Here is a 25,845-nt window from a genome sequence, read left to right on the forward strand (position 1 = left end):
CTCCATCACCGAACACTCTCTCCACGGCATCAACACCTCCGGCCAAAAGCCAAAAGTGTTACCCATGTGTCCGGTACAAAACGTCACCTATGTCTCAGGCCGCACACGCTGCGGTGCGATGCGGCCGCGGACCTATTCAATTTCCCTGTAGGATCATGCGCTTCGCTCCAGCCGGCGCGATGGGGAAGAAAGTTGTGGCCAACCTTCGCGCAAGCATCGACGCGATGTTCTGGTTATAACTAACGCTTCGAGTTGGATACCGGACCTCGACCTATGCCTTTCCTGCTGCGCCTATCGAGATTCAGGAATGAGCCGCTATCGACCACGCCCCTGAGTACAATATGACGAAGGGAACATCACGATCCCGACGGATCCCGATGCCGCAACGCGTCGACAATGATCTTGAACGCAGGAAGGTTTTGGCGGCGGCTCGGATAATAGAGAAAATAGCCATCGAAGAAGGGTGACCAGTCGTCGAGGACCTTCACCAGCAATCCTGAGACGACGTGCCGCTCCACGATGTTCTCGGGAACATAGGCGATGCCATAGCCACTCACTGCAGCGTCGATCATGGCGTAGGAGTTGTTGAAGGTAAGTTGACCGTCCACACGGACACGCAGCGCCTGTCCATCCTTCTCGAACTCCCATGCGTACAGACCACCGGCGGTTTCGTGACGCATGTTGATGCAGACGTGCCGGACCAGATCCTGCGGATGCACAGGCACGCTGTGCGCCGCGAAGTATCGCGGCGAAGCCACGGCGACTAAGCGCCAGTCCGGGCCGATGCGGACCGCGATCATGTCTTTCTCGACGCTCTCTCCAAGCCGGACACCGGCATCAAAACCTTCCTCGACAATGTTGCGGAAGGTGCTGTCCAGGATCAGTTCGACGCCGATGTCGGGATAGCCGCTGAGGACCGGCTTAAGCTTCGGCCAGACGACGCTTTCGAGCGCGTGGTCGGACAGGGTCAACCTGATCGAGCCTGACGGCTTTTCGCGGAGCGCCATCAGCGCTGTGATCTCGTCTTCGATTTCACCAATGCGCGGGGTGATCGTCTGTAGCAGCCTTTCGCCCGCAACGGTCGTCGCGACATTACGCGTCGTGCGGGTCAGAAGGCGTATGCCCATGCGTGTTTCGAGCTGCTTGATCGTGTGACTGAGCGTCGATTGCGCGACGCCGAGCTTTGCCGCCGCCTTGGTGAAGCTGCGCTCTTCTGCGACAGCCTGAAACCACGTCAATTGGTTGAGATCGGTTCTGGCCATGAAGTTTCTCTCTCCGTCGCTTGCAGCGGATTATTCGATATAGTCGATAGGTTCATGCCGATTTATATGGGTAATCGCTTTATGGCAAAACCATTAGGTTTGCACTGCAACAATGCATTACCCGCGATGTCGGTGATTTGGATGACATGGATGTCGCAAAATGCGGCCGAGGCCGCCGGCAAGCCTGATGGTCGCGGCGATCCAGGCTTCGATCCTTCTGGGCGCGGTAGTCGGAGGGGTGCTGCTGTATGGTCTGACGATCTCCGCGATCTTCATCGGCAGCTTGGTTCTGGCCGGCTTCGCAATCGCGCTGATCGGCAACGGTCGGCGTCTGCTCAAACTCGAAGAGGACTGGCCAAAGTGGCGAGTGGTTCAATTCCAACCCAAACTTACAGGAGATCGGAAATGCCTTTGAATACCCCTGATACGAAAATACCAGCGCGTGAAATCCACCGGCGGGAGCTTTTGAAGCTGACCGGCTCCGGCATCGCCGCCTTCAGTGGGGCGTCACTCTTCAACTTTCCCTTCGCAAAGGCTCAAGACATGTCAAACGGTGCAAACAATTTCTATACAAGCGGTCAGGTGACGCTGGAGAAAGTGACCTTCAAAAGCCAATACCAGATGAATATTGCGGGAAATCTGCTCGTTCCCAAGAACCTCGACCGCAATGCACGTCATCCGGCCATCGTCGTCGGCCATCCAATGGGCGCGGTGAAAGAGCAAAGCGCGACCCTCTATGCCACCAAGATGGCCGAGCAGGGCTTCATCGCCATGGCGATCGACCTGCCATTCTGGGGCGAGAGCGAGGGCGAAGCCCGACAGATCGTTTCACCGGATGTCTACGCCGAGGCGTTCAGCGCGGCGGTGGACTTCCTCGGGACACACGCGTTCGTGGACCGCAACCGCATTGGCGCGATTGGTGTCTGCGGCAGCGGCAGCTTCGTCATCAGCGCCGCCAAGATCGACCCGCGCATGCGCGCCATCGCCACGGTCAGCATGTATGACATGGGCGCGGCGAACCGAAACGCACTCAATCACTCGCTAAGCGTCGAGCAACGGAAGCAGATCATCGCAGCGGCCGCCGAACAGCGCTACTCCGAATTCGAAGGCGGCCAAGTCCAGTATACGGGCGGCACTGATCTCGAACTGACCGCGTCGACGCATCCCATCCAGCGCGAGTTCTACGATTTCTATCGGACACCCCGCGGAGAGTTTACCCCGGCGGGTGTCTCCGACCAGATAACGACTAAGCCGACGCTGACCAGCAACGTCAAGTTCATGAACTTCTACCCGTTCAATGACATCGAGACGATCTCGCCGCGCCCAATGCTGTTCATCAGCGGCGATCAGGCGCATTCGAGGGAATTCAGCGAGGAAGCCTACAGACTGGCAGCCGAGCCCAAGGAACTGGTTTGGGTCCAGGGCGCCGGTCACGTCGATCTCTACGACCGTGTGGACCTGATTCCGTTCGACAGGCTTACCAGCTTCTTCAATCAGCACCTCTCCGCGTGACTGACGAGATGGAGCCTGTGTTTGCTGGGGCGGGCTCCATCTGCCTAGACTAGAAAACGGAGGAATGACCCGTGCTGAAATCACTGCTGAGCGCTGGCGTTATTGCATTTGGAATGGTTGGACCCAGGATGGCTCAAGAACGTATTCGCATTTCATCAGACTGGGGCGAGGTCACGGCCGATCTTGCCGATAACGAAGCCGCAAAATCTCTTGCTCAGATGTTGCCGCTTACCATTGAGATGAGCGACCACCTTCGCCAGGAAGAAGACCGGTAAATCTACCGGCTCCATTTCCGGAACAGACACGGCAGCGCGACTTCTCGGTCGGCACGCTCGGGCTGTGGAGTTCCGATTATTTCGTGATCTGCTATCGGAATGGTCGCGTCCCGTCGCCCGGCATCGTTGTGCTCGGGAAGGTCGCCGGCGATGTTTCGATCTTTGATCGTCCCGGTTCCGTCACGGTGAGAATTGAACGTGCTGGCTGAGGCGTGTGCAGCGCGGTGGCATCACGGGAAACAGCAGCATGAGCCGGGTGCGGATTTCGACAGCGCCTGCCCTGCGGTCACAGACGCCACGACCGGCATGGAGCACCTCCTTGCCACCGCGGCGATCCGCTCCCTGATTTCCCTCGTGATCGCACTGATCCCCAGGCCGCGTTCAACACTGCCGCGCGATACCGTCCCTAGCCGACCTTCACGAGCAATCCTCCTCGGCCCGCCGGCAACGAGTAGCGCCTCAGTGCGATCACCGTCACGTTTCGTTTCCTGTGCGCTTGCGGCGAATCCTGGCGTCGTCCGATCGCGAACTCGTAGTTCTCAGCTTCATCTTTCATTTGCCGGACGACATTGCCAGTCGCAAGGCCGCCCTGCCCTGGAAAGCCGCCTGCCCTAGATTGGACAGCGGCGCGGCAATGTTCCCAATGCAGGCCGCCCAAGCCAACCTGAATGACGGGAATTACGGAATTACGGTGACACTTTTTGCGGCGGCATTCAGGGCGTTTCCGCCGCAAATCTCAAATGCGCGTTTTTTAGCCTTCCCTGACCGGCAGCGCCTTTTCACCGGAATTGACCGCCCTATTTCGCCTCGACAGGTGGGTGGCTGCTTGCTGGACGAGTCCCTTGCGGCGAGTACGGCATGTGCTTCGAGGTAACCCCCAATGGACTTCCACGATCGGCACCTATTGCGGTTGCGGGTGAACGGAGAGGACCACAGCCTTTCCGATCTCGATCCCCGCGTCACGCTGCTCGACCTGCTGCGCGAGCGGCTTCATCTGACCGGAACGAAAAAGGGATGCAATTTCGGCGAGTGCGGCGCCTGCACCGTGCACCTCGACGGACGGCGTGTGAATGCCTGCATGATACTTGCCGTGTCCTGCGAGGGACGCGAGGTCACGACGATCGAAGGGCTGGCAGACGGCGACGCGCTTCATCCCGTGCAGCAGGCGTTCATCGATCATGATGGTTTCCAGTGCGGATTCTGCACGCCCGGCCAGGTGATGTCGGCGGCGGCGCTGATCGAGGAGGGACATACCGGCTCCGATGCCGAGATCCGCGAATGGATGAGCGGCAATCTGTGCCGCTGCTCCGCCTATCCGCAAATCGCCGAGGCGGTGCGCGCGGCGGCCGGGAGGGTGAGCCAATGACCCCATTCGTCTACGCGCGCGCCGATAGCCTGGGCGACACGATCGCGGCCGGTGCCGCGCCGGACAGCGCCTTTCTCGCCGGCGGCACCGAATTGCTCAATTGGCTGCGCCTTGGAATTGCCGGGCCGGCGCGGATCATCGATATCTCCCGCCTCGATGGGCTGGATCAGATCGAGGCACTGCCAGGCGGCGGCTTGACGATCGGCGCGCTGATGCATCTCAACGATGTCGCGCAGCATGCGCTGGTGATGCGCGATTATCCGGTGTTGAGCCAGGCGATCCTCAACGCAGCGTCGCCGCAGCTGAGAAACCTCGCAACGATAGGCGGCAATCTGCTGCAGAAGACGCGCTGCGCCTATTTCCGTGCCGAAGAGCAGCTGCCATGCAACAAGCGTCAGCTCGGCTCCGGCTGCTCCGCATTGCATGGCATCAACGACAATCACGCGATATTCGGCTGGACCGAGGATTGCGTCGCCACCCAGCCATCCGACCCGGCCGTGGCGCTGGCAGCACTTGATGCGGTCATCGTCACCGCGCACCGCAGCGGCGGCCGGCGCATTCCGGCAGCCGAATTCCACCTGCTTCCCGATACGCGGCCCGAGGCGGACAATGTGTTGCAGCAAGGCGAACTGATCACGGCAATCGAGCTGCCGGCGCCGGCGCCGCGATCGGCTTACCTCAAGGTGCGCGAGCGCGAATCCTACGAATACGCCATCGTCTCCGCCGCCGCTGTGCTGGAGATGGACGGCCAAACCATCCGTCGGGCTGCCCTGGCGCTGGGGTCCGTCGCGCTGCGGCCGTGGCGGCTGAGCACCGCCGAGGAGCAGCTCGCCGGTGCCGAAATCGGCGATCGCGAGGCGTTGAGCACCGCTATCGAGCAATCCTTCGCCGAAGCGCGTCCCTTGTCGCAGAACGCCTACAAGATCGAACTGGCCAAGACCGCCGCTTTGCGGGCGATCGAAAGAGCAGCGAGGATGCCGTCATGATGATCAGCCAGCCTGTTGCCCGCCCTGACGGCGGCGTCAAGGTCACCGGCCGCGCCCGCTATGCGGCCGACTATTTCACCCCCGACCTGCTCTATGCGGTACTCGTGACCGCGCCCGTTCCGGCCGGCCGCGTGACGTCGATCATGGTCGACGACGCGCTCGCCGAGGAGGGCGTCGTGCGTGTGCTCACGCATGAGGACATGCCCAAATTCGGCCGGTTCGCATCGCCGAGAGCCGAGCCCGATACGCAGATGCAGCAGGCCGAAGGCCCGCCGGCAGCGCAGAGCTTCATGCCCATGCAGGGCGACGAGATACGTCACGAGGGTCAGCCGCTTGCCATTGTGCTGGGCGAGACGCTGGAGGCGGCGGAGGCCGGCGCTCGCCGCGTCGCATTACGCTACGAGTTCGCCGAGCCGGAATTGCCGGCACCGGCGGAGTGGACCGCCATCGACAAGGCTGCGGTCGTGCCGAGGGAGAGCGGCTTCCTGTTCCTGGAGCCGACGTTTACCAAGGGCGAGGTCGACCGCGGGCTTAGCGACGCAGCCGCCATGGTCGAAGCCGTCTACCTGCAGCCGTCGCGCCATCACAACGCGATGGAGCCCTCGGCGACGCTCGCTGAGTGGAATGACGGAGAGCTGACGCTGCACGATGCCACGCAGCACGTCTACGGTGTCCGCCAGGTGCTTGCCGCCCGCATGAATGTCCCGGCCGAGAAGGTCCGCGTGATTTCCCGCCATACCGGCGGCGGCTTCGGCGGCAAGGGTTGGATCTGGCCGCATCAGGTGCTGGCCGCCGCCGCTGCGCGCATCATGCAGCGCCCGGTCAGGCTGGCGCTAAGCCGCGCCAACGCCTATTCCTGTCTCGGCTATCAGCCGCGCATGGCGCAGAAGATCGTGCTGGCGGCGGACAGCTCGGGCAAGCTGACCGCCGTGCAACAGGACGTGATCAACCTGACCACCGTGAGCGACGATTTCGTCGAGTTCGCCACCGAAGCCTCGAAGGGTCTCTACGCCACGCCGGCGATGCGTCTCAGCCAGCGCGTGGAGCGCGCGAACGTCGCCATGCCGACGGCGCTGCGCGCGCCGGTCGAGGGTCCAGGCACCTGGGCCCTCGAAAGCGCGATGGACGAGCTCGCCCACCGCCTGGGCGTCGATCCGCTCGACCTGCGTCTGATCAACCATGCGGACACGGATCCGGCCACCGGCCAGCCCTGGTCATCGAAGAAGCTGCGCGAGGCCTATGAGGAAGGCGCCCGCCTGTTCGGCTGGCGCGAGCGCCCGCGCAAGCCGCAACGCGACGGCGATTGGCTGATCGGCTACGGCATGGCGACCTGTACCATGGGTTGTTTCCGCCACCCGACGCCTGCAGCCGAGGTCAGGCTGCACAGGGACGGCACGGTGCTCATCCGCACCGGCACGCAGGACATAGGGACCGGAACACTCACCATCTTTCCGCAGATCGCAGCCGACGTGCTGGGCCTGCCGATGGAGAAGATCGAGTTGGAAATGGGCGATACGCAGCTGCCGGAGGCGGGACCGACCTATGGCTCGTCATCGACCATGGGGGTGGGCGCGGCGGTGCTTGCCGCCGCCGAAGATGCGCGTTCGCAGCTTGCCCGTCTTGCCAATCTGCTGCCGGACGAGGTGGAGATGCAGGACGGCAAGATTCGCCGCAGGGGCGCTGCCGGCGGTCAGACGATCGCCGATGTGATGAGCCATACCGACATCGGCGAGATCGTCGGCTCCGGCTCGTTCGATCCGGCGCAGCATGGCAAAGGCCTCGCCATGCGCACTTTCGGCGCGATTTTCATGGAGGTCGGCGTCGATCCGGGGCTCGGCCTGCTCAGGCTCCGTCGCGCCGTCGGCAGCTACAGCGCCGGCCGCATCGTCAATCCCCGCACCGCACGCAGCCAGATGACGGGCGGCGTCATCTGGGGCTGGGGCATGGCGGCCATGGAGCAGAGCAGGCACGAACCGGTGCTTGGGCGGTTCCTGTCGAAGAACCTTTCCGGGGTCGCCATTCCGGTCAACGCCGACATTCCCGGCGACATCATAATCCACTTCGTCGATGAGGTGGACGAGCATGCCAGCCCGATCGGCGGCAAAGGCATCGGCGAACTCGGCGCCACCGGCGTTGCCGCTGCTGTTGCCAACGCCGTCTTCGACGCCACAGGCAAGCGGATCCGGGAGTTGCCGATCACGCCGGAAAAACTGCTGTCGAAGGATCGGCCCGCGGAAGCGTCTGCTCGACCAGGTTGACGTAATAGCGCATCACCGTCGGCACGATCTCGTCGTTGAAAACGTAGCGGTCGCCATGCAGGCCTTTGCCCGGGCCAGCCTCGCCGGCGCCGATCCAGGCATAGCAGCCGCCGGCGTCGCGGATCATGAAAGCGAAATCCTCGCAGCCGAGACTGGGGCTGAACTCGGTCAAGACATTCTCCCGGCCGACGACGGGGGCGGCGGCCTCGACGGCGCGGGCCGTCGCATCCGCCGTATTGATCAGCGGCGGATAGCCCTTCCTGTAGTCGAGCCTGGCCTTGAGCGAATGCGCGGCGGCAATACCTTGTGCGATCTCGCCGATCAGCCTCTCGCAATGGTCGGAAAGGCCGTGCTCGAAGAAGCGGCAGGTGCCTTGCAGCCAGACCTTGCCCGGCACGATGTTGCCGACATTGCCGCCATGGATCTGCGTGATGCTGACGACAAGCGCGCTCTGCGGGTCGACCGAGCGGCTGACGATGCGCTGGACGGCTTGCACGAAGGCGCTGGCGGCCAGGATCGGGTCGTCGCCGAGCTGCGGCATCGCGGCATGCGCGCCAAGACCCTCGAAGGTCAGCTCGAAATTATCGACGGCCGCCATTTGCGGCCCGACGCGGGCGGCGATCGTCCCCAGCCTGATGCCCGGCCAGTTGTGGACCGCATAGACCGCTTCGACCCGAAAGCGCTTGAACAGGCCGTCCTCGATCATGCGCATGCTGCCGCCCTCGTTTTCCTCGGCCGGCTGAAAGATGAAAGTGACGGTGCCGTCGAAGGCGCGCGATTGACTGAGCAGTTTGGCGGCGCCGAGCAGCATGGCGGTGTGGCCGTCATGGCCGCAGGCGTGCATCACGCCCTCTTGCCTCGAAGCATAGGGCAGGCCGGTTTTCTCCAGCACCGGAAGCGCGTCGAGCTCGGCGCGAAGGCCGATAGCGCACGTTCCAGCGCCGCTGCGCAGGACACCGACGACGCCGGTGCCGCCGATCCCTTCATGCACCTCGTCGACGCCGAAGGAGCGCAGCTTCTCTGCAACGAAACGCGCCGTTTCGTATTCATTGAATCCGAGCTCCGGATTGGCATGGATATGGTGCCGCCAGCCTATGACCTCTGGTGTCAGCGCGGCGATGGGGTCATTATGCAGCATGATGCCTCCTTTCACGCCGGCAAGGCGGCGCGGTTTGATCCTGCCAGCCATAGAAGGCCGGACGAGAAGCGTCTTGAACCGGATTGACCATGGCAAGGACAAACGAAGCGGCAGAGACCGGGAAATACTGGCGCCATCCGTGCTTCCCCGACCTTGGTCTGTTTAAGGCGCGCTTCACCCGGCACCGTTACGACCTGCACACGCACCCGACCTATGTGGTCGCCCTGATCACCTCCGGCTGCGAACGCATTCGCATCGGCCGCCAAAGCGTTCTCGCTCCGGCAGGCACCATTGCCGTCGTCAATCCCGAGGAGTGGCATGACGGCGAACGCGGCGCGGACGAAGGCTGGGCTTACCGGACGTTTTATCCTTCGGTGCCGCTGATGACCGCGCTTGCCCGCGAACTCGGCCGGGACGGCGCTCCAATGTTTTCGCGCGCGACGATCGAAGACAGCAGTCTCGCCGCGGCATTGATGGCAGCACACCAGGGCTCGACATCCCCGGAAACAATGACGGCCGAGACGTCCCTGCTCGTGGCGCTGCGACGGCTGATCGTTCGGCATGGCGGCTCGAGCGGACAGGCCGAAGAGATCGAAAGCTCAGGATCGCAGCGGAGGTTTTCGCTCTGTCGCGACCTTATCGAAAGCGAACTTGGTTCGCAGCTCGACCTCAAGCGGCTTGCCGGCGTGGCAGGCGTGACCCGGTTCCAGGTCATCCGCGACTTCAACAAGGCGATCGGCCTGACGCCGGCGGCCTATATCCGGGACCGGCGATTGCGCCGGGCGAGCGCGCTGATCGAACAGGGATCTGGCCTCGCCGACGCCGCTATCGCAGCAGGTTTCGCGGACCAGAGCCATCTGTCCCGTACATTCCGGGCTATGCATGGCATGACGCCAGGCATGTTCAGAAGAGCGGGATAAGGCGCTCCCCAACAGACAAGCTTGCGCACCAATGCGTGCTGCGCGATGCTGACGCAGCCTGGGGGAATCATGCGAAAAATCTTGGCGCCGACGCTGCTGCTCGCGGCTGCACTGTTTGCAAACAACGCCCAGGCGCTGGATGCCGGCGGGACGCCGGTTGTCGTGACCCCGCTTGCCTCTCGCACCGAGACCGCGTCCGGCCAGCCGATCACGCTGCCGCAGAACAACGTCCAGGTCCTGGTCTCGGCCTATCAGATCGCGCCGGGCGCGACCTTGCCGGTCCACAAGCATCCGTTTCCGCGCTATGCCTATGTCGAGGCCGGCACGCTTCAGGTCACCAATGTCGAGACCGGCAAGAGCAACACCTATCAAACAGGTGATTTCATCATCGAGATGATCGGGCAATGGCATCAGGCGACCAATGTCGGCGCCGACCCGGTCAAGCTGCTGGTCATCGACCAGGTCGAAGAAGGCACCAAGAACACCGTGTTGCGCCAGTAGCTGCCAGGTCTGAGAACGGCGTCCGGGGCGGATCCAGCACAGCGCGTAACAGACGTCAGAACGCGAACCCCTCCGGCAAATTGTGATTCCAATAGCCTTCCTCGACCAGTTCACTTATGCGCCAGCCCTCGGACGTGCGTACGACGCGGTCTCGATACCAAAGCCCCTGGAAGAAGACCTGCCTTTTGCCTTCGCCGAGGTCTACCACCATCGGGCATGAACAATGCACGCGCGCGCTGGCCTCGTCCCCTCGGAGATCCAGAAGGATTGTCGAAATGGCGTGCTGCGAGATCAATATCTTGGAAAGGGCGCCTTTCATGTAAGCAACATGCTCATCCACACCGCTCCTGATTCCACCTGTTACAGTGTCGTCAAGCAAGGCATCGGGTGTGAATATTTTGCGATAGGCTTCCCAGTCGCGATCGTCCACCGCATAGCAATAGCGAACAAGCAGCTGTTCGATCTCAAGCCTATCGGAAACCTCCTGCAATGAAAGGGTCATGTCCTGTCTCCGCGGTTGGCGGCACTAATGCCGCATGCGCCAAGCCTGCCCCGACATTTCGATCAATATTCACGTTGCCGATGCTCCGAGCAACCTCGCCGCGCGATTGGGCCTGCGCAAACCCGAACACTCATTTGGCCTTCGCCTTTACCCGGTCGGCCGCAGCGGCCAGAACGGCGCGATCCCCCTCTTCGTACAAGCGGCGGATGGAGATTGCCTTGACGCGCCAGCCTTCCGGCGTCCGCACCAGCCGGTGGAGATACTGCCGCCGACCGTCCAGAACCTGGCACCGATCCAGTGGGCTGCGCGGACATGGCTGCGTGCAACCGCGTCATTGCCCGCGCCTTCGACAATGATGTTGGTGATGAGGTGCTGGGTGGCGTCGAAGCCCGGCAGCAGCCCTTGCCACTGCGCGATCAGCGCGTCGCTGCCGCTGGTCGCGGCTTCGCCGCCGAAGAGGCTGGTATAGTCGGTCGTGACGGACAGCACTTAGTTGGCGGCATGGTGCGACCCTAGCTGCCGCTTGCTGATAGCTCGGGCAAGTCCGGATCTGGTGCTCGGCATACGGCACGATGAATGGCCCGGTTTGGCCTTTGCGGACATCAACGCGAATACAAGAAAGCCGTCTTAGGTCTCCGACGTCATTTCTTTTGCCAATTCGCCGATCATCGAACGCAACCACATGTGGGCTGGGTCGTGGCGGTAGCGAATGTGCCAAGCCATCTGCACTGGAAAAGTGCCGAGGTCGACGGGCGCCGGTAGTATCTTCAGGCGCGGATCCCTCTCAAGGCTGCGGCAGATCAGTCTCGGCAGCGTTGCGCAGTAATCCGTGACGGCAAGCATCTCTGGTACGGCCAGGAAGTGCGTGACAGAAAGGGCAATCTCTCGCTTGAGGTTTTGTTGCTCCAATGCCTGGAAGAGGCCCGCCCGCAGCCGGCCCGGCGGGAGCACGTTCACGTGCTTGAGCCTTTCATACTGTTCTCGGGAAATATGGTCTCGAACGTCGGGATGATCCTTGCGCACCGCGCAGGCGAGCCCATCGTCCATAAGATGCTGGACGACAAGATTGCCCGGCGGATCGACGATCCGGCCAATCACCATGGCCGTGGTACCGGAAATGACGCCGGTCTCGGCGAGATCGTTGCCAAATGCTGTCATGCGGAGCTTGATACCAGGCGCCAGCTCACGCGTCCTCGCGACGAGGGCCGGCATCAACACAAGCTCCACGTAACTGTTGGGGGCAAGCGTGAACAGCCGTTCGGCCTTTGCTGGCTGAAACTCCTGCTGGTTCAAAATGAGATCGTCCAGTTGCGCCAGCGCTGCTTCGATCGTCGGAGCGATCTCCTCGGCCAATTGCGTCGGCTTTATGCCATACCTTTCCCGGATGAATAGCGGATCCCGGAGGGTGTCGCGCAGGCGGTTCAACGAATTGGACAGCGCCGGCTGGGTGATGCCCAGTCGCGCTGCTGCCCGTGTCACGCTCCGCTCTTCCATCAGGGCCAAGAAAACCGGGAGCAGGTTCAGATCGTATCTCATCGAGATATAATCTCGACATGAATATATAAAATAAATGAAATAAATTTCTGAAATACATGGGCAGGTGCCATTATCCGTGCATCGACAGGCCGACGCGGCCGATTGAGCTCCAAATCAACCAACTACGACGCCTCATCGGCGCGGCATCACCTGAGAAAAGGATCCGACAATGAAAGTCCTGATGGTACTCACCTCCCACGACACTCTCGGTAACACCGGCAAGAAGACCGGCTTCTGGCTCGAGGAACTGGCAGCCCCCTACTACGTCTTCAAGGACGCCGGCGCCGAGATCACCCTCGCCTCGCCGAAGGGCGGCCAGCCGCCTCTCGATCCGAAAAGCGACGAGCCTATGTTCCAGACCGACCTTACACGGCGCTTCAGTGCTGACGAGGTTGCCAGGGCGCAGCTCGCAGAAACCGTGCGCCTGGACAGTGTCGACCAGAAGGACTTCGACACGGTCTTCTACCCCGGCGGCCACGGCCCGCTGTGGGATTTGGCCGAAGATCCGAATTCGATCAAGCTGATCGGATCCTTCATCGCGGCCGGCAAGCCGATCGCCCTCGTTTGCCACGCACCGGGCGTTCTGCATCGCGTGACCAGTCCCGACGGCACGCCGTTTGTGCAGGGACGCTACGTCACCGGCTTCACCAATAGCGAGGAGGAGACCGTAGGTCTCACGAATGTCGTGCCGTTCTTGGTCGAGGACGAGCTGATCAGCCTCGGCGCGGTTTTCTCCAAGGTCAAGGACTGGGGCGTCCACACAGTCGTCGATGGCCAGCTTATCACGGGTCAGAACCCAGCATCATCGAGCGAGGCAGCTGAGGCGCTGCTAGGCGCTTTGAGCCAGAGGAAGAGCAAGACCGCCTGAGCGGTCTGGAACAACCGTGATCTGCCGACGGCTCGCGTCGGCGGATCAACTTCAGAACCCGCTACAGTCTCAAGCCTATCGGAAACCTCCTGCAATGAAAGGGTCATGTCCTGTCTCCGCGGTTGGCGGCACTAATGCCGCATGCGCCAAGCCTGCCCCGACATTTCGATCAATATTCACGTTGCCGATGCTCCGAGCAACCTCGCCGCGCGACTGGGCCTGCGCAAACCCGAACACTCATTTGGCCTCCGCCTTTACCCGGCCGGCAGCGGCGGCCAGAACGGCGCGATCCCCCTCTTCGTACAAGCGGCGGATGGAGATTGCCTTGACGCGCCAACCTTCCGGCGTCCGCACCAGCCGGTGGAGGTAGCTGCCACCGACCGTCCAGAACCGCCCGCCGATCCAGTGGGTTGCGCGGACATGGCTGCGTGCGACCGCGTCATTGCCCGCGCCCTCGACGGTGATGTTGGTTATGAGGTGCTGGGTGGCGTCGAAGCCCGGCAGCAGCCCTTGCCACTGCGCGATCAACGCGTCGCGGCCGCTAGTCGTGACCTTGCCGCCGAAGAGGCTGGTGTAGTCGGTCGTGACACGGGCTGCGAGATAGGTTCTGACCCGGTTCCATTCACGCAGATCGGCATAGAGGCCGATCCCGGCAATCGCCTCGGCGATTGCGATCCTGTCTTTGACCGTCAGCGCATCTCCCGGAGCGCTCGAGGCGGGCGCCGAGACGGCGGAAATCATCGCAGCGGAAACCGCCGAGGCCAGGACATGCCGGCGCGTGACGAGGCTCATTGTCCCGCCTCCCCCGCACTGCCCAGCGTCGCGCGGAAGTGCGCGGCGACGGCATCGCTTGCGGCCTCCACCGGCGCGGCACGATCGTAGAAATCGAATTGGGTGACGTTGTCGAGCCACAGCTCCCGCCTGGAACTGTTCAGCCGCGTGTAGAATTTGTGCGCCCCCTGCGGAATGGCAGCCGCCTCGCTGTGCACCATCAAAAAAGGCTGGCGCAGGCGCGGAGCAGCCTGGATGGCGTCGAACGTCAGCCAGCCGCGCCAGAACGCCGGATCGGCCTCGTTGCGCCAGGCCGGGATCATGCCGCGATCGGGTTCGGTGTAGTAAGGCACCTTGAACATGATCGCGCGCTCGTCGGTCAGGCTCGCGGCCGGAAGGAATGCCTGTCTGCCGGTGCGGCGATATTCCGCCTCTGCCGCATCGCTCGTGGCTTCAAGCCTGGCGACGCCATGCCTGCCGCCATAGGCCTGCTCGACCACTTCGGCATCCTGTAACCAGGGCGCAACGAGGGCGACCGATTTGATCGCCGCGTTTTCGGCGGCGGCGGTGACCATATAGCCGGAGCTGGCGCAAATGCCGAGCCCGCCGATGCGGTCCTGATCGGCTTCGGGCCGGCTCGAGAGATAGGCGACCGCCGCTTCGATGTCGGCGATCTTGGCCCTAGGATCCTCGTACTGGCGGCGTAGGCCGCCGCTTTCGCCCCAACCGCGAAAATCGAAGGTCAAGGCGACGAAGCCACGATCGGCCATCTCGCGGGCGTAGCGGGCCGGCATCTGTTCCTTCACCGTCATCCAGGCGCCGGTCACGACCAGCGCCGGCCGAGGTTTTGCCGCGTCCATATCCTCCGGCAGATAGAGCTCGCCGACAAGCTGCTCACCATGCGAGGAGAATGTGACGTGCTCGACGCGCGGTGCGGCGACGGCATTGGTGACGGCGAGCGCGGCGGTGGTTGCTACGGCAAGTGTCAGGGTTTTAAACATCGCAAGTCTCCTTTGGCTTGGAGTGAGAAGCGCTGCGCGTTGCGAGAAAGACCGCCGTCTCAGCGCTCGCCAGCCAGTCGGCCGGGCAGCGGCTTCAGCGGGTAATGCGCCCAGTAGAAAGCGTCCGACTGGTACATGTCGGTCAAAAAATTCTGTGCCTCGGCGATCTTGCCGTCCTTGATGCGGAACATCAGCGCGTAGAACTGGTCGATCTCGGGACCTGAGCCGACATTCGACCAGCCGCGATGGACGTCGACAACGAGGTCGCCTTGCGCCTGGAAGAAGATCGGCTCGGCCTTGAACTTGCCATCGGCCAGGCCGCGGAAGAAGGCGACCACCTCGTCCGGCCCGCGCTTGTCGCCGGCGAGCGGATGATGGCCGGGAATGCGCCACACGATGTTGGGCGCGAGGAAGGGCCGCACGGCCTCGGGATTACCGGTCGCGTAAGCTGCGTAATAGCCTTTGATGAGCTGGATATTGCGGTCTTCCAGTGGTCCGCTGTGCGCCGGGGCGGCAGACACCGCCAGAAGAGTGCCGGCGGCGAGTAAAGCAAGCCTGGTCATCGGTCCTGTCTCCTTGCCTGTTCGAGCCGTTCCCAACACCGAGGCCCGTTCGTCAGACCCAACATGACGCCTTTCGTTCGCCGGAAAAACCGGTAGAATTCGACAGGGCTATTTGGAAAATCCTTACAATGCGCCTCGACCAGTTCAGCGGCATCGTCGCCTTCGTCAAAGTCGCCGAGGCCAAAAGCTTCACCCGCGCCGCCGCCGAGCTCGGCGTCGCTCCGGCCTCGTTAAGCGAGGCGATCAAGGGGCTCGAGGAGCGCCTGGGGGTGCGGCTGCTCAACCGGACGACCCGCAGCGTTGGCTTGACCGAAGCTGGCGCTGAATACCTCGACCACGTGCGCCCGGCAGCCGAAGATATCTGGGCGGCTGGCGCGGCACTGCGCGAAGCTCGCGACCGTCCCGCCGGCACGCTGCGCCTCAGCCTGCCGTGGATCGCCGCGCCGCTGCTGATAGAGCCACTGATGCGGCCGTTCATGGATGCTTATCCCGAAGTGCGGCTTAGTCTGATTTTCGACGACAGCTTCGTCGACATCGCCGCCGAGGGCTTCGATGCCGGCCTGCGCATCGGCGAGCTTCTCGAGAAAGACATGATCGGCGCGCGTCTGGGCGGGCCACTGCAGATGGTCGTGGTGGGTAGCCCCGATTATCTGGCGCGCAAAGGCACACCGAAGCGGCCGGCCGACCTCGCCGCCCATCGCTGCATCGCATTCGCCCTCACCCGCACGCGCGCGATTTCGCCCTGGGAGTTCACCGTGGATGGACGCGAAGTCGCATTCACGCCGGACGCATGTCTGGTCGTGAACACACTTCCGCTGTGCATTACCGCCGCCGCGCAAGGGCTGGGCCTCGCCTTCGCCGTCGAGGGCCTCGCCGCGCCGCTTCTCGCCTCAGGCGCGCTGGTCAAGGTGCTGGAGCCTTTCTGTCCCGCTTACGAGCCGCTCCACCTCTATTATCCGAGCCGCCGCCTGGTACCGCCGAAGCTGCGGGCCTTCATCGACTTCGTCCGCGCGAATTCGTACAAGCTGCGGATCTGAAGTGGCTTTTCGAGAACCCGGCCCCGTTCAGCCCCAGGCGCCGACCATCTGCCTGGTGGTTGCGTTGAGCCGGTTGAATGCGTTGATCAGGGCAATCTGGACGACCAGGGCGGCAAGCGCCTTTTCGTCATAGTGCCGGGCGGCCTCGTCCCAGACTGCATCCGGCACCGGATCCGGCCGATCGGCCAACCGGGTTGCCGCCTCGGTCAGTGCCAGCGCGGCGCGTTCGGCGTCGGTGAAGTAGGGTGTCTCCCGCCATGCGGACACGGCAAAGATGCGCTCGTCCTTCTCGCCGGCCTTCTTCAATTCGCGCGCATGCATATCGACGCAGAGGCTGCATCCGTTGATCTGGCTGGCGCGTAAATGGACGAGCTTGCGCGTCACATATGACAGGTCGGCCGTCTCCGTCGACTTGTCCAGCGCGAGCAGTGCCTGCAAGGCGCCGGGAATGAGCATCACCGGGTTTTTCAACCGTGCTTGCATGGTGGTCTCCTTAGGCGTGTTTCTGCCGGCCGCACATTTAGCTTTCGGTCGGCTGTGCTGTTAATCAATCAATAACTCGCTAGCTATGAATCGACATATAGCTGAACGGTTATGGATATGTCAAGCGGCAAAATTGGAGCACCGCCGGCCGCCCTGTCGCGTGTTGAGCCAACAGTTCCGGCTTTCATCGCACCATGCCCGATGCTACCGCTGGGCAGCTGAAATCATCGACGGATCGCCTATGATCGAGACCGAACGCCCTCGCCTGCCGCTGATCGAGATCTGCGTCGAAGGCATAGACGGCCTGCTGGCCGCGCAAGCCGCAGGCGCCGACCGTGTCGAGCTCTGTGCCAGCCTGATCGAGGGCGGCATCACACCGAGCTTCGGCACGGTGCACACGGCGCTCGAGCTGGCGACGATCCCCTTCCACGTCATCGTGCGGCCGCGCGGCGGCGATTTTCTCTATGGCGAAGCCGAATATCGTTCGATGCTCGCCGATGTCGGCGCGCTTGCCGAGCTCGGCGTCGCCGGTGTCGTCGTTGGTTGCCTCACTGCCGACGGCACCATCGACGAACAGCGCATGAGCGAATTGGTTAAGGCGGCGGGAAACTTGAACGTCACCTGCCACCGCGCCTTCGACATGACCCGCAATCCGACAGAGGCGCTGGAAGCGCTGATCCGCTGCAAGGTCGGCCGCGTGCTGACCAGCGGCCAGCGCGACACGGCGCTCGAGGGCGCTGACCTGCTCGCCGATCTTGTCAGGCAGGCCGGCGACCGCATCATCATCCTCGGCTGCGGCGGGCTTGATCCCGAGAACATCGGCAAGGTGCGGAGGAAAACCGGGTTGAGCGAAATGCACTTCGCCGCGCTCAAGGACGTGCCGAGTGCCATGCGTTACCGCAACCCGAAAGTCGGCATGGGCGGCACCGACCTCGACCGCGAATACCGCAACACCGTGACCGACGAGGCGCTGGTGGCGGCGACCATCGCAGCCGCCCGGCTGTGATCCTGGAAGATCGAACAACATGATCGAAGTGCGTTTGCCGATCGAACGGGTTTCGCCGCGTGATGAGTCCGCAATCCTCGCGCTCAACAACGAGCATGCCGCCGAATTGTCGTGGCTCGAACCCGAGCGCCTGTCCTTCCTGCTCGCCGAAGCGTTTTACACGCGCCGCATCGGTACGCTCGAAGCCTTCATCATGACCTTCGACCAGGACGCCAGCTACGACAGCCCGAACTTCCTGTGGTTTCGCCAGCGTTACCCGCGGTTCGTCTATGTCGATCGCGTCGTGGTCGCCGCCGCAGCGCGCGGGCGCGGCCATGCCCGCCGGCTGTACGAGGATCTGTTCGAGCAGGCGTCACGCGCGGGCCAGGCGATCGTCACCTGCGAAGTCAATGCCGAGCCACCCAATCCGGCTTCGGACGCCTTCCATGCCGCACTCGGCTTTGCGGAAGTGGGCGACGCGGTAATCCACGGCGGCAGGAAAGCCGTGCGGTATTATGCAAGACGGATCGCCGGCTGAACGGCGGGCGCCGTACGCCCTACCAATTGCGGTTCAGCCAGGAGCGGGCCGGCTTTTCGATGATGTAGTAGCTGCACAGCGCGCAAGCGAACGCCGCCGCAAGCATCAACCACGGCGAACTGCCTTTTATGTCGACGAATTGATAAAAGGGCTGCTGCCAAAGATAGAGCGAATACGACCACAGCCCCAGCATCGTCATCGGCAGGGACGATAGAAACCCGGTCAGATACCGGCTGCCGAAGTCGAGCGAATTGACGGCGAGTGCCAGCAGCGGCACCGCGACCAGATAGTGGATCGGGGTTGGCACGGCAGCCATGAAAAGGAGCACAGCCAGTACTGAGGCCGCCAGGGCGACATGCGGCCCCTTGAACAGCGCCGGCAGCCTGTCGTCGGCCTTGAGCAGGCATATCACCGCCGACAGCAGGATCGAGGCGATGTGCACGTCGGTGCGCCAATAGGTGCCCTCGTAGCCTATTGCGAGCACCCAGTAGGAGATGGCGCCGTTTGCCATGGCCAGCACCGACAATGCACCGAGCAACATGATGACCCGGGACCGCCCCGAGACGACGACGCTGATCAGCGCCAGGATGATATAGGCGTGCTCTTCGACGCAGAGCGACCAGATATGGTCGAGCGCGCCGGCGCGGGTGACGAGAATTCCGGCATAGTTGTAGGTGAACGTCAGCGCCGTCAGCGCCGCCTTCCACTTGAAGGCGATGAATGTGCCGGACAGGGCAACCATCGCGGCGACGACAAAAATCAGCAGTGCCGGGTAGATGCGGGAGAACCGGCGCTTGAAGAATTTCTTCAGCGGATAGTATTCGACAAACAGGATCTCGGCCATCAGCCGGCCGCTGAGCACGAAGAAGAATTCGACGCCCAGGACGCCGAGATTGATGCCGGGAACGGGGAAGAAATGGCCGATCAGCACCAGCGCGATCGACAGGCCGCGCCAGCCGTCGAGATAGGCAAGCCTGGTTCTTGCCGAGCTATCGGCGACAGGCCTGGACACGACAAGACGCGTCGCGGAGATGTCCGTCATGCCGGTCCCTTCATTGAACCTGCGAAAGGCGGGCTGGAGGCCGCATTCCTCCAGCTATATTGCAGCGCACCAGAGCTTTGTGCAAGTGCGAGATAACGACACGCCCGAAGTACGGGGGCGGACCGAAAGGGGGCTGTCACGTCCGTTCCCCGAAACGGTCGACAGTCTCAGGCGTTGGCGGCAGGCGCTGCGCGCCATGGCCAGCCTAACGGCAAATGGTACATCTCCATCTTGGCCGGCAGAGCAAAATGTACCGGTGATTTCCGCGGCACCGTGCGGCAGGCCTGCTCTTCCGCCATCCAATGCCTTGCCCGTTTGCCCAAATCGGCCGAATGTGCCGGCGACATATCCACTGAACTGAGACAGTGCATGACAGACTTCGTCCTTCCCCTGCCCGCAACCCCGTCGGTGGCCGTGGCCGGCTCGCCGGAGCGTTTTGCCGTGCGCCGGATCTTCTGCGTCGGCCGCAACTACGCCGCTCATGCCCGCGAGCTCGGCAATGACGAGCGCGACCCGCCCTTCTTCTTCACCAAGCCAGGCGACGCAGTGGTCGATGCGGCGGTCGGTTCGGGCACGATTATCCCCTACCCGCCGCTGACCCAAAACCTGCATCACGAAATCGAGCTGGTCGTCGCGATCGGCGGAGCCGGCTTCCGCATCCGGCGCGAGCGCGCGCTGGACCATGTCTGGGGCTACGGCGTCGGCGTCGACCTGACTCGCCGCGACCTTCAGGACGAGGCAAAAAAGGCGGCAAGGCCGTGGGACTGGTCGAAAGCCTTCGACCGTTCAGCGCCCTGCGGCCCGCTGGTTCCGGCGCAAAAATCCGGTCATCCCGACAAGGGCCGCATCTGGCTCGCGGTCGACGGCGAGATCAGGCAGGACGGCGACCTCGCCGAACTGATCTGGCCGGTTCCCGACATCGTCTCGATTTGCAGCGAGGCGCTAGAGCTTAAGCCCGGCGACCTGATCTTCACCGGAACACCGGCTGGCGTCGGCGCCGTCGGGCCGGGCGAAAAGATCACCGGTGGCGTCGACGGCATCGGCGAAATCGAACTGACCATCGGCCAACCGATCCGATGAGCGACATCGTCCTCCATAACTACTACCGCTCCTCGACCTCTTACCGGGTGCGGATCGCGCTGGAGATGAAGGGCCTGTCCTACGACTACGTGCCGCATCATTTGCGCCACGGCGAGCATCTCGAACCCGCCTACCTCGCGGTCAATCCGCAAGGGCTGGTGCCGGCACTGGTCCTGGACGACGGCAGGCTACTGACGCAATCGCTGGCGATCATCGAATATCTCGACGAGACCACGCCTGAGCCACCGCTGCTGCCCACGGATGCGCCTGGCCGCGCCCGCGTCAGGATGCTGGCGCAGATGATCGCCTGCGACATCCATCCGGTGAACAATCTGCGCGTGCTGACCTCGCTGCGCACACTGTTCGGCGCCGGCGACCAGGATGTCGTCAACTGGTTCCGGCACTGGGTCAACGAAGGCTTCCAGCCGCTTGAAAAGATTCTGGCTTCCTCGCCCGAGACCAAGACATTCTGCCATGGCGACACGCCGGGGCTGGCCGACATCTGCCTGGTCGCACAGGTCACCAGCAATGCCCGCTTCGGCGTCGACATGACGCCCTACCCGACAATCTCGCGCATCAATGCCGCCTGCACGGCGCTGCCGGCGTTCCAGAAGGCCGCGCCTGAGAACCAGATCGATGCCGAATAGACCGCAAATCGCAGAAGTCATGAGGAACAGCCGATGAAAGCCGTCGTCTTCGAAAAATTCGGCGAGGCGCCGACGATCCAGACCGTGCCGGATCCGACGCCGGCGCCGGAAGGCGTCGTCATCAAGGTTGAGGCCACCGGCCTCTGCCGCAGCGACTGGCATGGCTGGATGGGGCACGACGACGGTATCCGCCTGCCGCATGTGCCTGGCCACGAGCTTGCCGGCGTCGTGGCCGCGGTGGGCAACCAGGTGACCCGCTGGAAGGGCGGCGAGCGCGTCACTGTGCCGTTTGCCGTCGGCTGCGGCCGCTGCTTCGAATGCACGTCGGGCAACCACCAGGTCTGCGAACATCAGTTCCAGCCCGGCTTCAGCGCCTGGGGTTCGTTCGCCGAATATGTCGCCATCGATCATGCCGACACCAATCTCGTACGCTTGCCCGACGAGATGGAATTCGCCACCGCCGCTAGCCTCGGCTGCCGCTTCGTCACCTCGTTCCGCGCCATCGTCGATCAGGGCCGGGTGACGCCCGGCGAATGGGTTGCCGTGCATGGCTGCGGCGGCGTCGGCCTGTCGGCGATCATGATCGCCAGCGCCATGGGCGCCAATGTCGTCGCCATCGACCTCACGGACGAGAAGCTGGACTTTGCCAAAAAGATCGGCGCGGTGGCGACGATCAACGCGGCAAAGACGCCGAACGTGGTCAAGGCGGTCAAGCAGATCACCAATGGCGGCGCGCATATGTCGATGGACGCGCTCGGCCACCCCACAACCTCTTTCAACTCGATCGCGAACCTGCGCCGTCGCGGCCGCCACGTGCAGGTCGGCCTGATGCTCGGCGACCATGCCAGGCCGCAGATACCGATGGACAAGGTGATCGCATTCGAGCTCGAAATCCGCGGCAGCCACGGCATGCAGGCGTTTCGCTACCAGGCGATGATGGAGATGATCCGTACCGGCAAGCTGAAACCCGAACTGCTGGTCGGCAAGAAGATCAGCCTCGAAGAGGCGCCGGCCGCATTGATGGCGATGGGCGGCTTCGAAGGCATAGGCATCGGCGTGGTGACCAGATTCTAGATCACGCCCTGAGCCTGGATCAGCGAAACGACGCGCAGACCTCCCGCACGCAGGCTCGCAGCCAGCGTTGTGCCGGATCGGCATCGAGCCGCGGATGCCACAGCATCGAAATGGTGACCTCCTCGATATCGACCGGCAACGGGAAGCTGTACATGCCCGTGCGCGCGCCCAGCGTGTGCCGTTCGGGGACGCTGGCGATCAGATCGGAGGCGCGCGCCATGGCGAGCGTGGCCGAGAAGCTGGAAACCATGCACACGATCGTCCGCTGGAGACCGAGCAGTTTCAAGGCCTCGTCGATCGGGCCCTTTTCGCGGCCACGCCGCGAAACGCTGATGTGGCGGCCGGCCGCATAGCGTTCCGGCGTCATTGGGCCCTCGCCCAGGCTGTGACCCGTTCGCACCGCACCGATGAAGCGGTCGCGAAACAGCGCCTGAATGCGCATTTCAGGGTTCGTTTCACTGGCAACCCCGATTTCGAGGTCAACCGCCGCGCCACGCAACGACATGTCGTTCTTGTCGGATTTCGGCGCAAAACGCAGCCGCACGCCAGGCGCATCCGCTTCGACACGGGTCAGAAGACGCGGTGCGAACTCCTCGACGAAACTTTCGTTGGCGCGCAGCGTGAAGACCTTGTCGAGAGCAGAGAGGTCGAGGAGCTTGGCCGGGCGCAGCAGCGCTTCCGCTTCCTGAACGACGCGGCCTACCTGTTGCTGCAACTCGAGCGCGCGCGGCGTCGCAACCAGGCCACGGCCGGCCCGGACCAACAATGGGTCGCCTGTCGCCTGGCGCAACCGCGCCAACGTCCGGCTCATCGCCGAGGGACTGAGGCGCAGCCGCCCGGCCGCGCGCGCCACACTGCCTTCGCTCAGCAGCACATCGAGGGCGACAAGCAGATTGAGATCGGGTGACGACATGGAAGGACCGTAGCACAGCTCGGCCGCGATGTGGCGTTTCATGCACGAATAAGATGCAAATACTGCGCCTTCCGCCACATCAGGCGAGGGAATAGCGTCCGACAGCTCCGATTGGGGGCTGCCGGCAAAGGAGTTCACCTTGGCATCGACCGCTGAAAAGACCTGGGACGAAGTTGCCCCGGTGAGCGCACGCTCGATCCGATGGGCATTGGCAAGCCTGTCGCTTTCAACGCTGCTGTCGTCGCTCGCCACCAGCATCGCCAGCGTCGGGCTGCCATCGCTGATGCAGGCGTTCGACGCATCGTTCCAGCTCGTGCAATGGGTCGTCCTGGCCTATCTGCTCGCCATCACCACCTTGATCGTCAGCGTCGGGCGGCTCGCCGACATATTCGGCCGCCGACCGCTATTGCTCGGCGGCATTGCCCTGTTCACCTTCGCATCGGTGCTTTGCGGGCTCGCGCCGACGCTCTGGCTGCTGATCGCCGCACGGGCGGCACAGGGGCTCGGCGGGGCCGTCATGATGGCTCTGACGCTGGCCTTTGTTGCCGACGCGGTTCCCCGGGATAAAACCGGCAGCGCCATGGGCCTGCTCGGCGCCATGTCGGCGATCGGCACCACGCTTGGCCCCTCGCTTGGCGGACTGTTGATTGCCGGCCTCGGCTGGCGCGCGATCTTCCTCATCAATCTGCCGTTGGGGGTGCTGGCCTTTGCGCTTGCCTGGCGCTTCCTGCCGGCCGGAAAAAAGACGCCAGGTCGGCGCGGTTTCGACGGGATCGGCACGGCTTTGCTCGCGCTGACGCTAGCCGCCTATGCGCTTGCCATGACCCTTGGGCGTGGCAGTTTTGGTTCTCTCAATGTCGGCTTGCTGATTGCCGCCACCGTGGCTGGCCTGCTGTTTGTCATTGCGCAGACAAGGGTCCAGAACCCTTTGATCCAGCCTGCGAGGTTCCGCGACCACGCGTTGAACGCAAGCCTCGCCATGAACCTGATCGTCGCGACGGTGATGATGGCGACGCTGGTGGTCGCACCATTCTATCTGTCGCGCGCGCTTGGGCTGGACGCAGCCATGGTCGGGCTGGTTCTGTCGACCGGCCCTCTGGTTACCGCATTGGCGGCGCTGCCGGCCGGACGCCTGGTCGATCGTTTCGGGGCGAACCGGACGATGATCGTCGGCCTGTTCGATCTCGCTATTGGCACCTTTGCTCTGTCGCGGGCGGAATTCGGTATTGCCGGCTATGTCGTACCAATCATCATCGTCTGCACCGGCTACAGCCTGTTTCAGACCTCCAACAATTCGGCCGTGATGACGGGCGTCGCATCCGACCAGCGTGGCGTCGTCTCCGGCCTGCTCAATCTGTCGCGCAATCTCGGCCTGATCACCGGTGCGTCGGTGATGGGCGCGGTGTTCGCCTTCGCATCGGCTGGGGAAGGCACTGGCTTGGCAGTGTTGGCACCTGCGGCAGCGGCACGAGGGATGCAGGTCACTTTCCAGCTGGCGACGGGCCTGGTGCTGATGGCGCTGATCCTTGCGGTATTTTCAGCCCGCGCCACGGCCGGGCGAACTGATATCGTTGCCAAGCATCCTTGAGGGTTTCCACCCCGTTCGCATGCAACTCCGGCAGCTGGCGCACCTATCTCGCATATCTCTTGGCACCGACGACGCAAAGTACGACGGCGGCGGTGACGGCGATCATGGCGGGACTGACCTGCTCATGCAGCAGCGCTGCCGCCAGCCCGAGGCCGAAGAAGGGCTGCAGCAGTTGCAACTGCCCGACGGCGGCGATGCCGCCTTGCGCCAGGCCGCGATACCAGAACACGAAACCGATCAGCATGCTGAACAGCGAAACATAGGCCAAACCGATCCAGGCGCCCCTGCCGGCACTTTCGAGCGACGGCGGCAAAGTGATGAACGTCAGCGCCAGCATGAGGGGCAGCGACAGCACCAGCGCCCACGAAATCACCTGCCAACCGCCGAGTTTGCGCGACAGCGCCGCTCCTTCGGCATAGCCCAATCCACACACGATGATGGCGGCCAGCATCAAGATGTCGCCGAGCGGCGAGACCGACAGGTCTTGGGTGACTGCGAAACCGGCGACAAGGGCGCTGCCGAGGCACGAGAACAGCCAGAACGCCGGCTTCGGGCGATCACCGCCTCGAACCACACCGAAGATCGCGGTCGCCAACGGCAACAGGCCGACGAAGATGATGGAGTGAGCCGACGTGATGTGCTTGAGCGCCAGCGCCGTCAGCAGGGGAAAGCCGACCACGACGCCAAGCGCCACGATCGCCAGCGGGAACAGATCTCGCCGCTCCGGACGCTTCTGACGAAAAATGAGCAGCAGCGCCAGGCCGAGGATGCCCGCCGAAGCCGCACGGGCGACCGTTACGAACACCGGATCGAAATCCATCACCGCCACGCGCGTCGCCGGAAGCGAACCGCTGAAGATCAGCACGCCTATGAACCCGTTAACCCAGCCACTCGCCGCCCAACTACTCGCCGCCCAACGACTCGCCGCCTTGTTCATTGATGCCCCGCTGATTTCGCCCTCTATCGGGCCGGGCGTATGGCTCCGCCAGAGACAATCAG

At 63.3% G+C, this 25,845-nt stretch carries 29 protein-coding genes; 17 read left to right on the forward strand and 12 right to left on the reverse strand.

Features of this window, described 5'->3' with window-relative positions; translation table 11 throughout:
* Window positions 1-356 precede the first annotated feature (356 nt).
* Window positions 357-1,262 (reverse strand): LysR family transcriptional regulator, encoded by a 906-nt coding sequence (locus tag NKH49_RS23735; RefSeq protein ID WP_352470378.1) that lies wholly within the window; start codon window positions 1,260-1,262, stop codon window positions 357-359.
* Between the two features lie 187 nt (window positions 1,263-1,449).
* Here NKH49_RS23735 and NKH49_RS23740 point away from each other — a divergent pair, with 187 nt between their 5' ends.
* The 7 genes from NKH49_RS23740 to NKH49_RS23770 all read left to right on the forward strand — a co-directional run bounded on the left by NKH49_RS23740 (window position 1,450) and on the right by NKH49_RS23770 (window position 7,659).
* Window positions 1,450-1,677 carry a hypothetical protein gene (locus tag NKH49_RS23740; RefSeq protein ID WP_352470377.1) on the forward strand — a complete coding sequence of 76 codons (228 nt, stop codon included), beginning with the start codon at window positions 1,450-1,452 and terminating at the stop codon, window positions 1,675-1,677.
* A gap of 50 nt (window positions 1,678-1,727) precedes the next feature.
* Window positions 1,728-2,774, forward strand: coding sequence for an alpha/beta hydrolase (locus NKH49_RS23745; protein WP_352685030.1), 1,047 nt, complete (start codon window positions 1,728-1,730; stop codon window positions 2,772-2,774).
* Window positions 2,775-2,845: 71 nt separating this feature from the next.
* On the forward strand, window positions 2,846-3,049 hold the full coding sequence (locus NKH49_RS23750) for a cyclophilin-like fold protein (RefSeq protein WP_352470375.1): 204 nt from the start codon (window positions 2,846-2,848) through the stop codon (window positions 3,047-3,049).
* Window positions 3,050-3,111: 62 nt separating this feature from the next.
* Window positions 3,112-3,258: a hypothetical protein gene (locus tag NKH49_RS23755; RefSeq protein ID WP_352928233.1), complete on the forward strand. Its 147-nt coding sequence runs from the start codon at window positions 3,112-3,114 to the stop codon at window positions 3,256-3,258.
* 671 nt (window positions 3,259-3,929) lie between these two features.
* Complete coding sequence (locus NKH49_RS23760) at window positions 3,930-4,415, forward strand: (2Fe-2S)-binding protein (protein WP_352919033.1); 486 nt, start codon at window positions 3,930-3,932, stop codon at window positions 4,413-4,415.
* Entirely contained in the window at window positions 4,412-5,401 is a 990-nt protein-coding gene (locus NKH49_RS23765) for an FAD binding domain-containing protein (RefSeq protein ID WP_352919031.1), read from the forward strand. The genes NKH49_RS23760 and NKH49_RS23765 overlap by 4 nt, the downstream gene beginning before the upstream one ends.
* Window positions 5,398-7,659 carry a xanthine dehydrogenase family protein molybdopterin-binding subunit gene (locus NKH49_RS23770; RefSeq protein ID WP_352928134.1) on the forward strand — a complete coding sequence of 754 codons (2,262 nt, stop codon included), beginning with the start codon at window positions 5,398-5,400 and terminating at the stop codon, window positions 7,657-7,659. The genes NKH49_RS23765 and NKH49_RS23770 overlap by 4 nt, the downstream gene beginning before the upstream one ends.
* Here the strand turns inward: NKH49_RS23770 and NKH49_RS23775 are convergent.
* Window positions 7,598-8,797, reverse strand: coding sequence for an amidohydrolase (locus NKH49_RS23775; protein WP_352928137.1), 1,200 nt, complete (start codon window positions 8,795-8,797; stop codon window positions 7,598-7,600). The genes NKH49_RS23770 and NKH49_RS23775 overlap by 62 nt on opposite strands.
* Window positions 8,798-8,886: 89 nt before the next feature.
* Between NKH49_RS23775 and NKH49_RS23780 the strand changes: the two genes are divergently transcribed.
* Both NKH49_RS23780 and NKH49_RS23785 read left to right on the forward strand, forming a co-directional pair.
* Window positions 8,887-9,717 (forward strand): AraC family transcriptional regulator, encoded by an 831-nt coding sequence (locus tag NKH49_RS23780; protein WP_352928139.1) that lies wholly within the window; start codon window positions 8,887-8,889, stop codon window positions 9,715-9,717.
* Between the two features lie 69 nt (window positions 9,718-9,786).
* Window positions 9,787-10,218, forward strand: coding sequence for a cupin domain-containing protein (locus NKH49_RS23785; protein ID WP_352539722.1), 432 nt, complete (start codon window positions 9,787-9,789; stop codon window positions 10,216-10,218).
* Between the two features lie 55 nt (window positions 10,219-10,273).
* Here NKH49_RS23785 and NKH49_RS23790 read toward each other — a convergent pair whose 3' ends face one another.
* The 3 genes from NKH49_RS23790 to NKH49_RS23800 form a co-directional block, all read right to left on the reverse strand.
* The gene (locus NKH49_RS23790) at window positions 10,274-10,720 is read right to left on the reverse strand and encodes a nuclear transport factor 2 family protein (protein WP_352539721.1); all 447 of its coding nucleotides are present in this window, start codon (window positions 10,718-10,720) and stop codon (window positions 10,274-10,276) included.
* Window positions 10,721-10,867: 147 nt separating this feature from the next.
* Window positions 10,868-11,209, reverse strand: coding sequence for a nuclear transport factor 2 family protein (locus NKH49_RS23795; RefSeq protein ID WP_352539720.1), 342 nt, complete (start codon window positions 11,207-11,209; stop codon window positions 10,868-10,870).
* A 138-nt stretch (window positions 11,210-11,347) separates the two neighbouring features.
* Entirely contained in the window at window positions 11,348-12,256 is a 909-nt protein-coding gene (locus NKH49_RS23800; protein WP_352539719.1) for a LysR family transcriptional regulator, read from the reverse strand.
* A 169-nt stretch (window positions 12,257-12,425) separates the two neighbouring features.
* Here NKH49_RS23800 and NKH49_RS23805 point away from each other — a divergent pair, with 169 nt between their 5' ends.
* Window positions 12,426-13,124 (forward strand): type 1 glutamine amidotransferase domain-containing protein, encoded by a 699-nt coding sequence (locus NKH49_RS23805; protein ID WP_352539718.1) that lies wholly within the window; start codon window positions 12,426-12,428, stop codon window positions 13,122-13,124.
* 237 nt (window positions 13,125-13,361) lie between these two features.
* Here NKH49_RS23805 and NKH49_RS23810 read toward each other — a convergent pair whose 3' ends face one another.
* From NKH49_RS23810 to NKH49_RS23820, 3 genes are read right to left on the reverse strand one after another with little or no spacing between them, the layout of a single operon-like run.
* Window positions 13,362-13,916 (reverse strand): nuclear transport factor 2 family protein, encoded by a 555-nt coding sequence (locus tag NKH49_RS23810; protein ID WP_352928143.1) that lies wholly within the window; start codon window positions 13,914-13,916, stop codon window positions 13,362-13,364.
* Window positions 13,913-14,896: an alpha/beta hydrolase gene (locus NKH49_RS23815; protein ID WP_352539716.1), complete on the reverse strand. Its 984-nt coding sequence runs from the start codon at window positions 14,894-14,896 to the stop codon at window positions 13,913-13,915. Before NKH49_RS23815 ends, NKH49_RS23810 begins: the two co-directional genes overlap by 4 nt.
* A gap of 59 nt (window positions 14,897-14,955) precedes the next feature.
* On the reverse strand, window positions 14,956-15,459 hold the full coding sequence (locus NKH49_RS23820) for a nuclear transport factor 2 family protein (protein WP_352539715.1): 504 nt from the start codon (window positions 15,457-15,459) through the stop codon (window positions 14,956-14,958).
* A gap of 128 nt (window positions 15,460-15,587) precedes the next feature.
* Between NKH49_RS23820 and NKH49_RS23825 the strand changes: the two genes are divergently transcribed.
* Window positions 15,588-16,496, forward strand: a complete 909-nt coding sequence (locus NKH49_RS23825) for a LysR family transcriptional regulator (protein WP_352539714.1) — start codon at window positions 15,588-15,590, stop codon at window positions 16,494-16,496.
* 27 nt (window positions 16,497-16,523) lie between these two features.
* Here the strand turns inward: NKH49_RS23825 and NKH49_RS23830 are convergent, their stop codons facing one another.
* The gene (locus tag NKH49_RS23830) at window positions 16,524-16,979 is read right to left on the reverse strand and encodes a carboxymuconolactone decarboxylase family protein (RefSeq protein ID WP_352470362.1); all 456 of its coding nucleotides are present in this window, start codon (window positions 16,977-16,979) and stop codon (window positions 16,524-16,526) included.
* A 241-nt stretch (window positions 16,980-17,220) separates the two neighbouring features.
* On the opposite strand from NKH49_RS23830, the gene NKH49_RS23835 reads away from it, so the two are divergent.
* Entirely contained in the window at window positions 17,221-17,985 is a 765-nt protein-coding gene (locus NKH49_RS23835; RefSeq protein WP_352539713.1) for a copper homeostasis protein CutC, read from the forward strand.
* A gap of 19 nt (window positions 17,986-18,004) precedes the next feature.
* On the forward strand, window positions 18,005-18,502 hold the full coding sequence (locus NKH49_RS23840; protein ID WP_352470358.1) for a GNAT family N-acetyltransferase: 498 nt from the start codon (window positions 18,005-18,007) through the stop codon (window positions 18,500-18,502).
* Between the two features lie 19 nt (window positions 18,503-18,521).
* Here NKH49_RS23840 and NKH49_RS23845 read toward each other — a convergent pair whose 3' ends face one another.
* Window positions 18,522-19,544 carry an acyltransferase family protein gene (locus NKH49_RS23845; RefSeq protein WP_352470357.1) on the reverse strand — a complete coding sequence of 341 codons (1,023 nt, stop codon included), beginning with the start codon at window positions 19,542-19,544 and terminating at the stop codon, window positions 18,522-18,524.
* A 369-nt stretch (window positions 19,545-19,913) separates the two neighbouring features.
* Between NKH49_RS23845 and NKH49_RS23850 the strand changes: the two genes are divergently transcribed.
* The 3 genes from NKH49_RS23850 to NKH49_RS23860 are packed head-to-tail and all read left to right on the forward strand — an operon-like array spanning window position 19,914 to window position 22,345.
* Complete coding sequence (locus NKH49_RS23850) at window positions 19,914-20,624, forward strand: fumarylacetoacetate hydrolase family protein (RefSeq protein WP_352470356.1); 711 nt, start codon at window positions 19,914-19,916, stop codon at window positions 20,622-20,624.
* Entirely contained in the window at window positions 20,621-21,271 is a 651-nt protein-coding gene (maiA, locus tag NKH49_RS23855; RefSeq protein WP_352500892.1) for a maleylacetoacetate isomerase, read from the forward strand. Before NKH49_RS23850 ends, maiA begins: the two co-directional genes overlap by 4 nt.
* A 33-nt stretch (window positions 21,272-21,304) precedes the next feature.
* The gene (locus NKH49_RS23860; protein ID WP_352500893.1) at window positions 21,305-22,345 is read left to right on the forward strand and encodes a zinc-dependent alcohol dehydrogenase family protein; all 1,041 of its coding nucleotides are present in this window, start codon (window positions 21,305-21,307) and stop codon (window positions 22,343-22,345) included.
* A gap of 19 nt (window positions 22,346-22,364) precedes the next feature.
* On the opposite strand, the gene NKH49_RS23865 is transcribed toward NKH49_RS23860, so the two are convergent.
* Window positions 22,365-23,258 (reverse strand): LysR family transcriptional regulator, encoded by an 894-nt coding sequence (locus tag NKH49_RS23865; protein WP_352928236.1) that lies wholly within the window; start codon window positions 23,256-23,258, stop codon window positions 22,365-22,367.
* A 139-nt stretch (window positions 23,259-23,397) separates the two neighbouring features.
* On the opposite strand from NKH49_RS23865, the gene NKH49_RS23870 reads away from it, so the two are divergent.
* Window positions 23,398-24,846, forward strand: coding sequence for an MFS transporter (locus tag NKH49_RS23870; RefSeq protein WP_352928151.1), 1,449 nt, complete (start codon window positions 23,398-23,400; stop codon window positions 24,844-24,846).
* Window positions 24,847-24,889: 43 nt separating this feature from the next.
* Here the strand turns inward: NKH49_RS23870 and NKH49_RS23875 are convergent, their stop codons facing one another.
* On the reverse strand, window positions 24,890-25,783 hold the full coding sequence (locus tag NKH49_RS23875; RefSeq protein ID WP_352928154.1) for a DMT family transporter: 894 nt from the start codon (window positions 25,781-25,783) through the stop codon (window positions 24,890-24,892).
* Window positions 25,784-25,845: the final 62 nt, after the last annotated feature.

This window comes from Mesorhizobium sp. M1088 (genome assembly GCF_040318575.1).
Lineage (GTDB): Bacteria > Pseudomonadota > Alphaproteobacteria > Rhizobiales > Rhizobiaceae > Mesorhizobium.

Bases quoted from the DNA above. Each gene is read 5' to 3' on its own strand.
- NKH49_RS23735 (WP_352470378.1), bottom strand. From the start codon at position 1,262: ATGGCCAGAACCGATCTCAACCAATTGACGTGGTTTCAGGCTGTCGCA.
- NKH49_RS23740 (WP_352470377.1), top strand. From the start codon at position 1,450: ATGGTCGCGGCGATCCAGGCTTCGATCCTTCTGGGCGCGGTAGTCGGA.
- NKH49_RS23760 (WP_352919033.1), top strand. From the start codon at position 3,930: ATGGACTTCCACGATCGGCACCTATTGCGGTTGCGGGTGAACGGAGAG.
- NKH49_RS23765 (WP_352919031.1), top strand. From the start codon at position 4,412: ATGACCCCATTCGTCTACGCGCGCGCCGATAGCCTGGGCGACACGATC.
- NKH49_RS23770 (WP_352928134.1), top strand. From the start codon at position 5,398: ATGATGATCAGCCAGCCTGTTGCCCGCCCTGACGGCGGCGTCAAGGTC.
- NKH49_RS23775 (WP_352928137.1), bottom strand. From the start codon at position 8,797: ATGCTGCATAATGACCCCATCGCCGCGCTGACACCAGAGGTCATAGGC.
- NKH49_RS23780 (WP_352928139.1), top strand. From the start codon at position 8,887: ATGGCAAGGACAAACGAAGCGGCAGAGACCGGGAAATACTGGCGCCAT.
- NKH49_RS23785 (WP_352539722.1), top strand. From the start codon at position 9,787: ATGCGAAAAATCTTGGCGCCGACGCTGCTGCTCGCGGCTGCACTGTTT.
- NKH49_RS23790 (WP_352539721.1), bottom strand. From the start codon at position 10,720: ATGACCCTTTCATTGCAGGAGGTTTCCGATAGGCTTGAGATCGAACAG.
- NKH49_RS23800 (WP_352539719.1), bottom strand. From the start codon at position 12,256: ATGAGATACGATCTGAACCTGCTCCCGGTTTTCTTGGCCCTGATGGAA.
- NKH49_RS23805 (WP_352539718.1), top strand. From the start codon at position 12,426: ATGAAAGTCCTGATGGTACTCACCTCCCACGACACTCTCGGTAACACC.
- NKH49_RS23810 (WP_352928143.1), bottom strand. From the start codon at position 13,916: ATGAGCCTCGTCACGCGCCGGCATGTCCTGGCCTCGGCGGTTTCCGCT.
- NKH49_RS23815 (WP_352539716.1), bottom strand. From the start codon at position 14,896: ATGTTTAAAACCCTGACACTTGCCGTAGCAACCACCGCCGCGCTCGCC.
- NKH49_RS23820 (WP_352539715.1), bottom strand. From the start codon at position 15,459: ATGACCAGGCTTGCTTTACTCGCCGCCGGCACTCTTCTGGCGGTGTCT.
- NKH49_RS23825 (WP_352539714.1), top strand. From the start codon at position 15,588: ATGCGCCTCGACCAGTTCAGCGGCATCGTCGCCTTCGTCAAAGTCGCC.
- NKH49_RS23830 (WP_352470362.1), bottom strand. From the start codon at position 16,979: ATGCAAGCACGGTTGAAAAACCCGGTGATGCTCATTCCCGGCGCCTTG.
- NKH49_RS23835 (WP_352539713.1), top strand. From the start codon at position 17,221: ATGATCGAGACCGAACGCCCTCGCCTGCCGCTGATCGAGATCTGCGTC.
- NKH49_RS23840 (WP_352470358.1), top strand. From the start codon at position 18,005: ATGATCGAAGTGCGTTTGCCGATCGAACGGGTTTCGCCGCGTGATGAG.
- NKH49_RS23845 (WP_352470357.1), bottom strand. From the start codon at position 19,544: ATGACGGACATCTCCGCGACGCGTCTTGTCGTGTCCAGGCCTGTCGCC.
- NKH49_RS23850 (WP_352470356.1), top strand. From the start codon at position 19,914: ATGACAGACTTCGTCCTTCCCCTGCCCGCAACCCCGTCGGTGGCCGTG.
- maiA (WP_352500892.1), top strand. From the start codon at position 20,621: ATGAGCGACATCGTCCTCCATAACTACTACCGCTCCTCGACCTCTTAC.
- NKH49_RS23860 (WP_352500893.1), top strand. From the start codon at position 21,305: ATGAAAGCCGTCGTCTTCGAAAAATTCGGCGAGGCGCCGACGATCCAG.
- NKH49_RS23865 (WP_352928236.1), bottom strand. From the start codon at position 23,258: ATGTCGTCACCCGATCTCAATCTGCTTGTCGCCCTCGATGTGCTGCTG.
- NKH49_RS23875 (WP_352928154.1), bottom strand. From the start codon at position 25,783: ATGAACAAGGCGGCGAGTCGTTGGGCGGCGAGTAGTTGGGCGGCGAGT.